Here is a 14,088-nt window from a genome sequence, read left to right as displayed (position 1 = left end):
CACAAGCGGCACATCAGGATGAGGGCAGACGGTGGCAACCCGAGCACAGAGCGGGATGATCCCATCGATTGGTCGATGGCGTAAATCACGGAAACTGCGCAATTTCGGCACCTTTGGGCTGGTCCTCATGGGGCCTGTTCTGGCGCTTGCCACATATCTTGTCATTGGTCCCTTTGACCTAGGTGCGACCGCGCCGACATTGCGGCTGATTCTGCTGGCCGATCTTGTCTATGTTTTGGTCGTTGCGGCTTTGGTGCTCAGTCAGTTGGGCAGCCTAATTGCGGCCAGACGGGCCAAGTCGGCGGGCTCGCGCCTGCATTTGCGCCTGATCGGGGCGTTTACGCTGCTTGCGCTGGTTCCGACCGTTACGGTCGCCATTTTTGCCGGACTGACCGTGAATATCGGCCTGGAAGGCTGGTTTTCGGATCGCGTGCGCCAGGTTGTCGGGTCTTCCCTGACGGCGGCAGAGGCTTATGAGCAGGAACATCGCAGCGGTCTGACGCAGGACGCTACGGTTCTGGCGCGGTTCCTGAACAATGCACGTTCGGTGGAGTTTTACATTTCTGATGCCGAACTCCGCGAGGTTCTTGCGCAGGGGCAGGCCCGGATTCAGCGCGGATTGCGCGAAGCCTATGTCATCGACGGAACGGGCGAAATCCGGTCGCGCGGGGATCGGTCCTATCTGTTCAACTATGAGGCACCAACAGCCGAGCAAATGACGGAAGCGGTAGATAAGGGGCTGCTGATCATTGCCGACTGGCCGAATAATGAATTCCGCGCGCTTGTACCTCTTACCGCTTATCTGGACCGCTACCTCTATGTCAGCCGCGAGGTGGATGGGCAGCTGTTGACGCTGCTGGATGACACCAAGGAAACGGCGCAGTTCTATCAGCAGCTGGAAAGTGAACGGGGCAGGGTGTTGTTCGAGTTCGGTCTGCTTTATCTGGGCTTTGCGCTGATCCTGATCCTGGCTGCGATGTCGCTGGGGATGTGGTTTGCCGAACGCCTGTCGCGCCCGGTCGGACGTTTGACCACGGCGGCGCAGCGGGTCGGCGCTGGAGATTTGAGTGTCCAGGTCATCGAAGAGGCCAGCGACGACGAAATTGCGATGTTGGGCCGATATTTCAACCAGATGACCCGACAACTAAAAGGGCAGCGGGACACGCTGCTGGAAAATACCCAGCAAATCGAAAGCAGGCGTCGCCTGTTTGATTCCGTGCTCAGTTCGGTCACGTCCGGTGTTGTCGGCGTGGACCCCGATGGATGCGTTACGTTTGTCAATCGCTCGGCTGAACGCTTGCTGGACTGGTCGCGTGGTGAAGAACACCTGGCTATCGGCATTGCGGTTCCCGAGTTTTTGCCTTTGTTTGAAAGTCTCAAGGACAGCGGGCAGGAGGCTGTTCAGGGTGAGGTTAAGGTCACACGCAAGGGGCAGCTTGAAAACCTGCTGGTTCGCATGGCTATCCGTCGCGGAGAGGATGGCGGGCTGGAAGGCTATGTGGTTGCCTTTGACGATGTAACCGATCTGGTCAGCGCGCAGCGAATGGCGGCGTGGGGTGACGTGGCCCGCCGCATTGCACATGAAATCAAGAACCCATTGACGCCGATCCAACTCAGCGCAGAGCGCATCAAGCGCAAGTTCGCCCGCAAACTGGATGAGGAAGACAGCGGCAGCCTTGAATCGATGACCGGTGTCATCGTGCGGCAAACAAACGACCTGCGGCGTATCGTGGACGAGTTTTCCAAGTTCGCGCGGATGCCCGAACCCGTTCGCCGCGAAGAGGACTTAGTCGAACTGGTGCGCGAAGCCGTTCTTTTGCAGCAGGCGGGACAGCCGGACGTGCAGATTGACGCTGACCTGCCGCAGCAGCCAATCATGGCGGATGTAGATGCGACCATGCTCAACCAGGCGTTGACGAACCTGATTAAGAATGCCGGAGAAGCCATTGCAACTCTGAAAGAAAAAGGGGCCCCGGACAACCTGGTGCCACAGATCAAGGTGGCGGTTTCAAGCGATGATGCGGGTACAGTCATCACCATTGCAGACAATGGGATAGGTCTGCCGGAAGACCGGGCGCGTTTGTTTGAACCTTATGTAACGACACGCGACGAAGGGACCGGGTTGGGTCTTCCGATCGTCAAGAAAATCATAGAAGAGCATGGCGGCGCGCTGACCCTTGAGGACGCGCCCGTATTCGACGGACAGGACCATTTTGGCGCAATGGCTGTGATCCGTTTGCCTGGGGCAAGTATGTCCCCAACCGTTGCGCCGCAGAAGCAGGCAATTAGAACCAACAAACTGAAAGCAGGCCAAAGATGAGCGACATTCTGATCGTAGATGACGAGCGCGATATTCGCGAGCTGGTGTCCGACATTCTGGAGGACGAAGGCTATTCAACCCGGCTGGCAGCCAACTCGGACGAGTGCATGGCGTCGATCAATTCCGAACCGCCGGGTCTGTTGATCCTGGATATCTGGCTGAAAGACAGCCGCATGGACGGGATTGATATCCTCAAGACGGTAAAGCGCGATAACCCGGATGTGCCGGTGGTGATTATTTCGGGCCACGGCAACATTGAAATTGCAGTAGCGGCTATCAAACAGGGTGCTTACGACTTTATCGAGAAACCGTTTAACATTGACCAGTTGATGGTGGTGATCCGCCGCGCGATGGAGACGTCTCGTCTGCGGCGCGAGAACGCGTCGCTGAAGCGGAAAGAAGTCAACAACTCGGATATGATCGGCAAATCCGCGTCGTTCCGGGCCATGCAGGGGCAGTTGGACAAAGTGACCAAATCAAACGGTCGCGTCATGCTGCGTGGACCTGCGGGTTCTGGCAAGGAAATCGCTGCGCGTTATATCCATGCCCACTCCAACCGTGCGAACGCTCCGTTCGTGACCGTCAACTGTGCCGGGATTGAGCCTGAGCGTGTGGAAGAAGTTCTGTTTGGCCGGGAATCGGCCGAACGCGGTGTGGAATCCGGATTGCTGGAAGAAGCCCATGGCGGCGTGGTCTATTTTGATGAAGTTTCCGACATGCCTTTGGGCACACAGTCCAAAATCCTGCGGGTGCTGGTGGATCAGCAATTCCAGCGCGTGGGTGGCTCGGACAAGGTGCGCGTGGATCTTCGGGTGATCTCATCAACCAACAAGGATCTGGATGATGAAATCGCCGCCGAGCGTTTCCGGGAAGAGCTGTATCACCGTCTGAATGTGGTTCCGATCTCCGTTCCCTCACTCGAGGACCGGCGCGAGGATATACCGGTACTGGCCCAGCACTTCATCGAAATGTGCAACGAAACCCAAGGGTTGCCTATGCGGGAGCTGTCGGACGAGGCGGTCGCTTTGCTGCAGACAATGACCTGGCCGGGTAACGTGCGCCAGTTGAAGAACCTGATCGAACGTGTTTTGATTCTGGGCGACGGCACCGGCCCGATTGAGGCGCGCGAGCTGCCCAATGAAGAAGACAAGGCCGAAGAGTCGGGCCGCGTTGTCTTGTCGGGTGCGCTGGCCACTTTGCCGCTGCGCGAGGCCCGCGAAGCGTTCGAGCGGGAATATCTGCTGACCCAGATCAACCGCTTTGGCGGCAATATCAGCCGCACCGCCAGCTTTGTCGGCATGGAACGCAGTGCGCTGCATCGCAAGTTAAAGTCGCTGGGTGTTGTGACCTCGAACAAATCTGGTGCGCGGGTCGCGCAAATCGACGAACCCGAACCGGCAGAGTGAGTCTGGGGGCATAGTTCACGGGCAGACGGATGTGAGGAACTGATGGCGAGAACGGTGAACTCTGATCTGTCTGGCCGGTTCGTCGAAGGCTACCCGGCTTTTGGCAGGCGGTTAAAGCGACTTCGACGGTCGATCGGATTGAAACAAGCTGCGCTGGCCGAGGTTCTGCAGGTCGATCAGACCACGGTTTCCAGATGGGAGAACGGGGTTCAGCTTCCAACGCCTGATCAACAACACTCGGTGTTTGCTGCGCTGGCTCCTTTCAGGGCGGATGACAACGCGCTAAGACGGCTTGTCGTGAACTCGGCAGACTGCATCCATCTGGTTGAGGAGGCCAGCCACCTGTGCCTGGCCTATTCCCGCAGGCGGGCGCGGGACTGGAAAACCACCCAACGGGCACTGCTTGGCGTGTCCCTCTGGCAATTTGCGACGGACGAAATCCGTCAGGCTGAGGCCGAGCTACAGGACGAGGGATGGTGGGATTTGCAAGCGCCCAACCCCAAGGCGTTTGTAACCTCCGAAGCGCGGCACGACCGTATCCGGATCAGTGCCGGACAGATCACCTGGGAACGGTTGTACCTGTCGGATGGAACGCCGGTCCGGCTGGTCAGTGGGGCACGGTCGGGACGCGCATAATTTATGCGTATTCCTGTGCGGTCGGGTGCAGTAGAACCGGCTTATGCCCCATCCATTACGCATCTTGTTACAGGTTTTGTTGCTTTGGCTTGCCGGGCTAGGTGCGGCGACCCAATTCGCCAAGATTGCGGTTCCTTTTGCTCAGGTCGCAGCCCTCTATCCTGCGCACGCGGACAAGATTGGCTGGCTTTTGTCAGTCATCAGCCTGATTGGCGCGATTCTTGGTGCATTGTCCGGCGCGATAGCCGGGCGGGTTGGGCCTGTCCGGTTGCTGATGTTTGGCTTGACCCTTGGCGGGGCGGTGTCCCTGTTTCAGGCCAGTATCCCCGGTTTGGGCCTGATGCTGGTCAGCCGCGTTGTCGAAGGGGTCTCTCATCTGGCTATCGTTGTCGCAGCACCAACACTGATTGCGCAAATCACGATTGGAAAATGGCGCAACGCGGCAATGGTTTTGTGGAGCAGTTTCTTTGGTGTCGCCTTTGCCCTGAACGCATGGCTTGGGCTTCCCTTGATCGCTCAGGTCGGGCTGCCGGTTTATTTTGCTACCCATGGCGCGCTGATGTTTCTGATCGCCGTCCTGATCGTATCTTTCCGTCCCAACAGTGCATCGGATTTGGTAAACAATCCCTTTTGGAGCGTGCGAATACTGATTGACATACACGTACAGACCTATCGCTCTGCGTTTGTGTCCGCTCCGGCGCTCGGGTGGTTCTTTTACACGCTGACCTTTGTCTCGTTGCTGGCCATTCTTCCGGGAAGATTGCCGGACGATGTCAGTGCGATGATTGCTGGTCTGATGCCGTTGGCCGGGATCGTGATTTCCTGGCTTACCGTCCCGGTTTTGCTGAGCGTTTGTTCTGGTGTTTTTGTTATTAACCTCGGTTTCGGGCTGTCTATCCTTACGATAGGCGCCCTGTTTCTTGGTGCCCCGTTGCCCGTTGTCTGCGTTGCGCTTTTTGCGGTGCTGGGGCTTGTTCAGGGCGGCAGCTTTGCGGCGGTGCCGCAGTTGAACTCGACACCCGAAAACCAGGCGCTGAGCTATGGTGCCATGGCGCAGATGGGGAATGCGGGTAACCTTTTGGGCACACCTGTTTTGCTTGCAATACTGTGGCGTACTAGTGAAGCGGGCATGTTGATTGCCGTGGTCGGGTTCTATGCTGTTGCCATGGCGCTTCATCTGTGGCTTGCCGCGCGGCGCAAACGCGCTTCAACCGGACTGGAATGATCAATCGCGCGGTACCGTGGTTCTTCTTATCCGGATTGCCCCGGTGTGATGATCTGAAACGACCCGTCATCGAACTTCACAAAACATGAGGCACTGTTGAGGGGCGGCAACGTCGTTGTTCGCGCCAGTGGCACTCGCGATTTCACATTTTGCTTGCAGGGCGGCAAGCTGACAGGGCGAAATCCCTTTTCGGCCATGCATTGCGCCTCGACCGTGTTTCGCAGGCCCTGGTTCACATCGACGGTATATACCCTGCCGGGTTGCCACCAGCCTGGGGATTGATAGCAACGACCTCTGCCGTCACAATATGTGCGCCCGGGCCAATAAGTCGGCGGGCTTTGGCGGATCTGATTGGCAACCGGCACCTCTTTAACCGCCCTAAGCTGGCACTGGGTGGTCTCTTTTTGCAGACGTGATACGGTTTCACCCTCGCGATAGTAAAGCGAGAGCGGCCCGCACGAGGACAGCACCATCAGAGGCACGAGCATAGGAAACAGCGTTTTCATATGCTTATCTTGCCGCAGCTGATCGGCGATGACAATTCAATTGACCGCTTTGGGGCCATCTGTCATTCAATCCTTTCAGGCAGAAGGGCCAGAAACATGAAGGTCATTATTTGCGGCGCGGGTCAGGTCGGTTGGCAGATTGCGCGGCACCTTTCGGGTGAATTGAACGACGTCACCGTTGTCGACAACAATCCCGATCTGGTACGGCGGGCGACCGAAACGCTGGATGTGCAGGGGATCGCCGGGTTTGCAAGTTACCCCGATGTGCTTGAAAGGGCAGGCGCGCGCGATGCGGACATGATCATCGCTGCGACCCATTCGGATGAGGTGAACATGGTCACCTGCCAGATGGCGCATTCGGTCTTTTCGATCCAGCGCAAGATCGCGCGACTGCGGTCGAAATCATATCTTGAGGCGATCCACTCGGACCTTTACCGGCGCGATCATCTGCCGATTGATGTGGTGATCAGCCCCGAACGCGAAGTTGCCGCTGCTGCGATGCGCCGCCTGTCGGCCCCGTCCGCCTTTGACACCGAGATTTTCATGGACGGCAAGGCGCAGCTTTTGGGTATTCGCGTGGATGAAGACTGCCCGATCGTGAACACACCTTTGCGGCAACTGACCGATTTGTTCTCAACGCTCAGTTCGATCGTAGTGGGGGTGCGTCGCGATGGCACGCTGTTTGCACCAGAATCCGAGGATCAGCTGTTTGTGGGCGACGAATGCTACGTCTTTACCAATGTAAAAGACGTGGATCGCACTATGGAGGTGTTTGGCAAGACCCAAAAGCGTCAGGATCGTGTGGTGATCGTGGGCGGGGGCAATGTCGGGCTTGAAGTGGCGCGAACTCTGGAAGAACAAAAAAGCCGCGTGCGCGCCAAAATCGTCGAGCGGGATCGCCGATGCGCCGAGATCGCCGCCGAGGCGCTGGAACGAACGATTGTGCTGCACGGTGATGGCCTTGATGCCAGTTTGTTGAGCGAAGCCGGTATCGACAGAGCGGATGCAATGCTGGCGGTTACGGATGACGACCGCACGAACATGCTGGCCGCTGTACGCGCCAAGGCCGAGGGTTGTGCCCTGGCGATCGCTTTGATCAATGATCCCAGTATGGTGGCCCTGATGGGACCTTTGGGGATTGATGCGTATATCAATCCGCGGGCAACCACCGTCAGTTCGATCTTGCGCCACATCCGTCATGGCCGGGTGCGACAGGTCTACTCGATCGGAGATGCTGAGGCCGAAGTGATCGAGGCTGAGGTTCTTTCAACCTCTCCCATGGCGGGTCAAAAGCTGCGCGATATCGATTTTCCCGAGGGCGTACTGGTGGGGGCCGTGCGCAAAGGAGATGAGGTTATGCGACCGACGGGCAGCCTCAGGATCGATGAAAAGGATGTCGTCGCGATCTTTGCCATGGCCAACGACGTGCCTGAGGTCGAACGCCTGATGCAGGTTTCAATCGATTTCTTCTGATGGCGCATGCGGGGATACAACAGATCGGGCTATTGCGGCGGTTGCCGCTGTTTCTTCTGATCTGGGCTATTGCGTCACTGGCCATGTGGATTCCGGCAGTTTACGCGCTGGCGCTGGATGATCACGATACATCGCGGTCGTTTTTGTACTCCGGTATCATAGGGTTGTTTCTGGTCGTCAGTGTCGCACTGGCCTCGTCCAACCGTGTGCCAAGGCGCGGAACTTTGGGACAATTGGCGGTGATGCTTGCATGTTTCACCATTCTGCCTGTCTTTCTTGCGATTCCATTTCACGATGCGCTGGGAACGACCACATTCCTGAACGCCTATTTTGACATGGTCAGTGCCCTGACAACCACGGGGGCGGATCTGTTTCCGGATCCAGACCGCCTGACGGCCCCGCTGCACCTGTGGCGCGCCTTGGTTGGATGGATGGGCGGTTTGCTGATGTGGATTGCCGCCGCGGCAATCCTTGCGCCTTTGTCGCTGGGTGGGTTCGAGGTCACGGCCCGCGGTCAGCCGGGTCGCCCGGTATCGGGTGTTGCGCAAAGCGAACGCGTTGATCCGCGCGGTCGACTGATCCGTGTGGCAAAGGGACTGACCCCGGTCTATGCCGGGTTGACGGCTGTGATCTGGATCCTTCTTCTGATCGCAGGCGAAACCGGACTGACAGCCGTTTGCCACGCAATGTCGGTCATGGCGACGTCCGGAATTTCTCCGGTGGGCGGCATGGAAGGCGCGCAGGCGGGCTTCACGGGTGAGGCGATCTTGTTTTTGTTCCTGTTCTTTGCCCTTTCGCGCCTGACATTTTCGACCGACACGGCGACATCCGGTTATTCCCGACTGGATACGGACCCGGAGTTTCGCATTGGCCTGATGATTGTTCTGGCCGTTGCGGCGTTATTGTTCTTTCGCGTTATTGCTGGTGTTACGGAAATCGGTGGGCAAATCGAGCCTTTACAGGCATTGCAGGTCATTTGGGGTATGCTGTTCACCGTTCTGGCCTTTCTGACAACCGCCGGGTTTGAAAGCGCAAACTGGGATGATGCGCAGCAATTATCTGGTCTGGGAACGCCCGGATTGTTGCTGATGGGGCTGGCCCTGATCGGTGGAGGGGTTGCGACCACGGCTGGCGGCGTGAAACTGCTGCGGGTTTTTGCCCTGTACTTGAACGGTGCGCGCGAGATCGACCGGTTGATCTATCCCTCATCCGTCAGCGGGGTTGGAGGTGGCAACCGACGCATTCAAAGGGACGGCGCGTTTATCGCCTGGATCTTTCTGATGCTCTTTGCGCTGACACTGGCGGTGTTCAACCTTTTGCTGGCCGCAATGGGGGCTGGGTTCGAACAGGCCATGGTGCTCAGCGTCGCAACGCTCAGCACGACGGGTCCGCTGATTGAATTGGCCACTGATGTTCCAATCCGGTTGATCGACCTGTCCGCAGGGGCCAAGCTGACGCTGTGCGCGGCGATGGTCATTGGCCGGCTCGAGACGCTTGCGATCATCGCCCTGATCACCCCTTCGCTGTGGCGGGATTGAACCGGTTGGATCCCGTCGTCTTTAGTGCTTAATTTTTCGTCTGGAATATCTTACCGCGGCACTCCATACTCACCGGGAGGGAGCGCGTTGGTCCGCAACGCGTAGCAAGAACAATGGCGAGATTATCATAATATGGCTTCGGACAGACAGAATCTTCAGGATGCTTTCCTGAACAATGTACGGAAAGCTAAGGTTCCGGTTACAATTTTCCTGATCAATGGCGTGAAATTGCAGGGTGTGATCACCTGGTTCGACAATTTCTGTGTATTGTTGCGCCGCGACGGACAGTCGCAGCTGGTGTACAAGCACGCGATTTCAACCATCATGCCATCACAGCCGATCAACCTGTATGAGGGCGAAGACGCCTCTTGATGGAACATGACCGGACGCGCACCCGGGCCTGGGTGCTGCATCCCGAAATCAAATCAGATGAACAGCGCCGCGTTCCCGAACCTGCGCTGGCTGAGGCGGTTGCGCTGGCCGCCGCTTTGCCCGATCTGGATGTGATCGGGTCTGAAATCGTACGCCTGCAACGCGCCCAACCCGGCTATTTGTTTGGCAGTGGCAAGATCGAAGAACTGGGTGAGCGGCTTCGTGAAAACGAGGTTGAGCTGGTTCTGATCGATGGACCGGTAACACCGGTTCAGCAGCGCAATCTGGAAAAGGCATGGAAGGTCAAGATCCTCGACCGGACCGGGCTGATCCTTGAGATTTTCAGCGACCGCGCACGTACCCGTGAAGGGGTGTTGCAGGTCGAAATGGCTGCGCTCAGCTATCAGCGGACACGGCTGGTGCGGGCCTGGACCCACCTTGAACGTCAGCGTGGCGGTTTGGGATTTGTCGGCGGACCCGGCGAGACCCAGATCGAAGCCGACCGCCGCGCCATTGACGAACAACTGGTGCGTTTGCGCCGCCAATTGCAGAAAGTGGTCAAGACCCGCACCTTGCACCGTGCCGCGCGCGCCAAGGTGCCCTATCCGATCGTTGCATTGGTTGGATATACCAATGCCGGGAAATCTACTCTGTTCAATCGGCTGACCGGGGCCGAAGTGTTGGCCAAGGACATGCTGTTTGCCACGCTGGACCCTACCATGCGCCGCGTGCAACTGCCCGATGGCCCGGAAGTGATCCTGTCGGATACGGTGGGTTTTATCTCGAACCTGCCGACCGAGCTTGTGGCGTCTTTTCGGGCCACGCTTGAAGAGGTGTTGGGTGCTGATCTGATTGTTCACGTGCGCGATATCAGCCATGAAGAAACCGAAGCACAGGCGCAGGATGTCGAAGCAATCCTGACCTCGCTTGGTGTCGACGCAGAACGCCCCCGGCTTGAGGTTTGGAACAAGACTGACTTGCTGAGAACGGAAGAAAAAGACGCCGCGTTGGCGAGGGCGGATCGCGATCCGGCCATATTTGCCATTTCGGCAGTTACCGGCGAAGGCGTGACCCCTTTACTGTCCGAGATTGCAGCAATTCTGCAAGGGGCCCGGCACGAGGTTGTTCTGAACCTGACCTTTGCGGAAGGGAACAAGCGGGCGTGGTTGTTCCGGCAGGATGTTGTACAATCTGAAGAGCAGACCGAAGAGGGGTTTCGTATCACTGTTCTTTGGACAAATAAGCAGGCCGCCCAATTCGACACACTATAGATACAGTGAAATTGCGGAAGATGGCTGATACAATGGATCAAAGAGTATTCCTGACCGGATTTATTGATGTCCCGGCGGACCGCCTTGAAGATGTGCGCGCCGCTCTGCCCACGCATATCGCCCTCACAAAGGCGGAAGAGGGTTGCCTGTCGTTCGACGTTGTCGAGGATCAGATCACACCCGGACGGTTCACTGTTTCAGAGGTTTTTGTGAATCAGCAGGCCTTTGATGCGCATCAGCAGCGGACGAAGGCATCCGAGTGGTTTCTGATTACACAGGGAATACCGCGGAGTTACACAATTGAAACCGCAAGCGACCGTCTGGACTAGATTATCGCCCGTCTATCTGTCGCTGATAGTCATCAGGGTCGAACCAACCCAAGGATGACTGAACTAGATTGTCGGGTGTCAATTCCCATTCTTCCCAACCGCGCGCAACGACATGATTACCAGTCTGTGAGTGGTGCCCTTCCAGCGTCCAGACAAATAGGGCATGAGATCCGGCCCATCGCATCATGTCGCAGCGCACCTCCAGATCAGGAAAATCGGCGTAGAAACCCCGGGCCATATCGGCAATCGCTGCGCGCCCTTCGATCGGGTCACCTCTGTTGATTGTAATCCGTCCGTCCAGCGCGAAAAAACTGGCAACGGCATCGGCGTCACCTGAACTCCAGGCGATTGCGTAATCCCGGGCAAGGTTGTTCAGAGTATCCCGAATGCTGGCCATAGTTTCCCCCTGGTCCGAAACAGTTCGCCCGGTGATGGTAGGCGAAACTGCCGCATGGCGTCCACGGTCCGGACAAAAAGGGGCGGGGAGTCGCCGAAACCCTGATGCTTAACGTGGGATCAGATTGGTCACTCCGACAGCAGCGGCGCGGGCAAGGTCAAGGTCCAGCGACATGGGAATATACTCGCCACGCCGCCACAGCTGCGCCTGATCGTCGTAATAGCGCGACAGGAAATGGCCCGATTGGCCGGTAGCCGTGATAAAGACCGAACTGTTGGGATCAGCAAAGTCATACACACCGCGATACCCCGCCCCGTGCACGTTCTGAAACGGGTCGAGCCCTTCGCCCGACGTGCGCCCGCGCAGCAAGGTGTTGTCACCGCCACTGGTCGATTGGCGAATGTTCACAAAATACCGAAGTATCGGCACGTTCCCCAGAACCGGGTGATCGTGGGTTGCCTGATGGGCATCACCCCAGCGTAAGGATTCCAGTGCGCTACCGTAACGTTCAGTGATCCAGATCAGCGCATCATCCAGCGCAAGTCGAGCCATTTCGGTGCAGGTTTCAACCGGCGCGCTTTGTCGTACATCGCACCAGACACCGGCGCCATCAATGTCACGATAGACCCGTTCGATGAACAGGGGCTCGACATGTTTGAATTCGCTGGCCAGCGGCCCAAGCTCGTCCGAAATCAGGCGGATCTGAAGCGCCCGCACCCAGGCTGCATAGATCAGCGGTTCGGGCAGGTGCTCGTTCATCTCGCCGTTCCAGTCCGCCAGCAGCGACAGCGCAATCTGGCGCTGTCGTTCGGGCGTCCCTTCAGGGGCCGAGGCACCGGTGTACCAAAGGTCAGCACCGATCAGCGGCAGCAGAGAGCGCGCGGTGAAACTGACCGTATCCAGTTGCGCCTCAATGAAACTGTCGCGGGTATGCACCTCACGCGATTGCATCAGGCGTTCCCAGCGATGTACGCGCTGAGTGTCACCCCACTCGTAGGACACATGATCCGGGAACGGGCGGTCGATGATCTTGTTGTTGGTGTTGCCCAGAACGCCACCGGCTGGGGCCACGAATTCCGGGTTGTTGGCGTAGGGCAGGCGGCCTTGCCAGCGGTTTGCTTCGATCCAGCCGGGTGTCGGAATGCGTCCGCGGCTTTGGTTTTGCAGATCACGCCGGGGCATGGCGCCAATCAGTTTCATCCCTATTGTCGTTTTGTCGACCAGTGACAGGTTTTGCGAGGGCGCAATGAATTGCCGGGCCACGGTTACGGCGTCCTGCACGTTGTCCGCGTTCATCAGGGCCATGGACGCCGTCATCGAAGTGTCTTGCGGGCTGAGCGCCGTCCAGGACAAAGACGCAACATGGCCCGGCGGTGTGATGGTTTCCAGCTTGTAATCCGTACCGGGCAACACTGGCCCGTTTTCAGTCCAGCGCAGCGTCAGTGTAACCGGAGCTTCCCCTTTGATTTCAATGATCGAAGGACGGGTCTGGAATTCCTTATAGCCATCCGGGGTCAGGTATTCTTCGGGGTTTTCCGGGTTCAGCTGCTCAATATGAATGTCCTGATCGTCAAGATAGGATGACGTCACCCCCCAACCCAACCGGTCACTGCGGCCGGTCATGATTGCGGGAATACCTGGGATCGAGGCCCCAATGACGCTTCCCTTTGCCAGACCAAGATGCGCCAGATACCACACGCCGGGTGCTGTGAAGCCCAGATGTGGGTCGTTGGCCAGCAACGTCCCACCGCTTGCCGAGCGCGAAGGCGCAGCAGTCCAGGCGTTTGATGCCCCCGCCAGCCCGCGTTTGGGAAGGGGTGACAGAGGCGTTTCAGGAAAACTCGTACCAGCGGCATAGCGCGGAAGGTTGGGAAACAGCGAAGCGTATTCAGGCAGCGCAGCAATGCCGGGGCCGGGAACATCGGGCAGAATGTCTGCCAGTCTGTCAGGATTGCTCAGCATCAAAGACGTACGCGCGCGCAGAACCTCGTCTGTCAGGTGACCGGACAGTTGCAGTGCCATAAGTTTGATCACGGCAATACTGTCGCCCGGTTGCCAGGGTGAGACGGGGGCATTGAACAGGAACATTTCAGGCGCGCCGCGCCCCAATGCCTCGTCGTTGATCTCGGTCAGGCGTGCGTTGACCCCGGCCGCATAAGCACGAAGGGCGGCCTTAGTATAGTCGTCCTGTACCTCAACCGAGCGATGGGCAAGGCCGTACAGATCCAACCGGCGCAGCAGCTTGTCAACGCGCAGGGTGCGCGGTCCAAAGATCTCGGACAAGCGACCCTGTGCAGTGCGGCGCATGACCGTCATCTGCCACAACCGATCCTGCGCGTGGGCATATCCAAGACCGAAAAACACATCCGGGTCATTTTGGGCCAGAATGTGCGGCACATTGGCGGTGTCGCGCACGATCTCGACCGGAGCGGTCAACCCGTTGACTTCGAGCGTCTGGTCATAATCCGGCAGGGATTGGCTGGCCAGAAAATAGACAAGGCCCATTGCAGCGAGGATCAGCATGATCAGACCCGACACGATGCGCACCAGCCAGCGGAAAACAAGACCCATTACTGCCCCAAATTCTAGTACATGAAGGTTGCGCGGAGATTAGT

The 14,088-nt window shown here is 57.9% G+C and carries 12 protein-coding genes; 9 read left to right on the top strand and 3 right to left on the bottom strand.

The genetic code is table 11. The annotated features are described in order from the left end of the window. The first annotated feature begins 55 nt into the window (after positions 1–55). The 4 genes from ACR3E2_RS05725 to ACR3E2_RS05710 are packed head-to-tail and all read left to right on the top strand — an operon-like array spanning position 56 to position 5,587. Positions 56–2,320, top strand: a complete 2,265-nt coding sequence (locus ACR3E2_RS05725) for a sensor histidine kinase NtrY-like (RefSeq protein ID WP_480481659.1) — start codon at positions 56–58, stop codon at positions 2,318–2,320. Further along, on the top strand, positions 2,317–3,726 hold the full coding sequence (gene ntrX / locus ACR3E2_RS05720) for a nitrogen assimilation response regulator NtrX (protein ID WP_480480685.1): 1,410 nt from the start codon (positions 2,317–2,319) through the stop codon (positions 3,724–3,726). The genes ACR3E2_RS05725 and ntrX overlap by 4 nt, the downstream gene beginning before the upstream one ends. Positions 3,727–3,768: 42 nt before the next feature. Next, complete coding sequence (locus ACR3E2_RS05715) at positions 3,769–4,362, top strand: helix-turn-helix transcriptional regulator (RefSeq protein ID WP_480480687.1); 594 nt, start codon at positions 3,769–3,771, stop codon at positions 4,360–4,362. 43 nt (positions 4,363–4,405) lie between these two features. Further along, positions 4,406–5,587, top strand: coding sequence for an MFS transporter (locus ACR3E2_RS05710; protein ID WP_480480689.1), 1,182 nt, complete (start codon positions 4,406–4,408; stop codon positions 5,585–5,587). 26 nt (positions 5,588–5,613) lie between these two features. On the opposite strand, the gene ACR3E2_RS05705 is transcribed toward ACR3E2_RS05710, so the two are convergent. Next, positions 5,614–6,093 (bottom strand): hypothetical protein, encoded by a 480-nt coding sequence (locus tag ACR3E2_RS05705; protein ID WP_480480691.1) that lies wholly within the window; start codon positions 6,091–6,093, stop codon positions 5,614–5,616. A 96-nt stretch (positions 6,094–6,189) separates the two neighbouring features. On the opposite strand from ACR3E2_RS05705, the gene trkA reads away from it, so the two are divergent. The 5 genes from trkA (at position 6,190) to ACR3E2_RS05680 (ending at position 11,076) form a co-directional block, all read left to right on the top strand. Further along, entirely contained in the window at positions 6,190–7,566 is a 1,377-nt protein-coding gene (trkA, locus tag ACR3E2_RS05700) for a Trk system potassium transporter TrkA (RefSeq protein ID WP_267366209.1), read from the top strand. Beyond that, positions 7,566–9,104 carry a TrkH family potassium uptake protein gene (locus ACR3E2_RS05695; protein WP_480480693.1) on the top strand — a complete coding sequence of 513 codons (1,539 nt, stop codon included), beginning with the start codon at positions 7,566–7,568 and terminating at the stop codon, positions 9,102–9,104. The genes trkA and ACR3E2_RS05695 overlap by 1 nt, the downstream gene beginning before the upstream one ends. A 132-nt stretch (positions 9,105–9,236) precedes the next feature. Further along, positions 9,237–9,476: an RNA chaperone Hfq gene (gene hfq, locus ACR3E2_RS05690; protein WP_005982826.1), complete on the top strand. Its 240-nt coding sequence runs from the start codon at positions 9,237–9,239 to the stop codon at positions 9,474–9,476. Continuing rightward, positions 9,476–10,747, top strand: a complete 1,272-nt coding sequence (hflX, locus tag ACR3E2_RS05685; protein ID WP_480480695.1) for a GTPase HflX — start codon at positions 9,476–9,478, stop codon at positions 10,745–10,747. Before hfq ends, hflX begins: the two co-directional genes overlap by 1 nt. Positions 10,748–10,767: 20 nt before the next feature. Then, entirely contained in the window at positions 10,768–11,076 is a 309-nt protein-coding gene (locus ACR3E2_RS05680) for a putative quinol monooxygenase (protein ID WP_480480697.1), read from the top strand. A gap of 1 nt (position 11,077) precedes the next feature. Here the strand turns inward: ACR3E2_RS05680 and ACR3E2_RS05675 are convergent, their stop codons facing one another. After that, positions 11,078–11,473 (bottom strand): nuclear transport factor 2 family protein, encoded by a 396-nt coding sequence (locus tag ACR3E2_RS05675; protein ID WP_480480699.1) that lies wholly within the window; start codon positions 11,471–11,473, stop codon positions 11,078–11,080. A gap of 108 nt (positions 11,474–11,581) precedes the next feature. Continuing rightward, positions 11,582–14,044, bottom strand: a complete 2,463-nt coding sequence (locus tag ACR3E2_RS05670; protein WP_480480701.1) for a penicillin acylase family protein — start codon at positions 14,042–14,044, stop codon at positions 11,582–11,584. Positions 14,045–14,088 lie beyond the last annotated feature (44 nt).

It is taken from the genome of Ruegeria sp. AL7, assembly GCF_056536105.1.
This window is presented reverse-complemented; position numbering and strand designations above follow the sequence as displayed.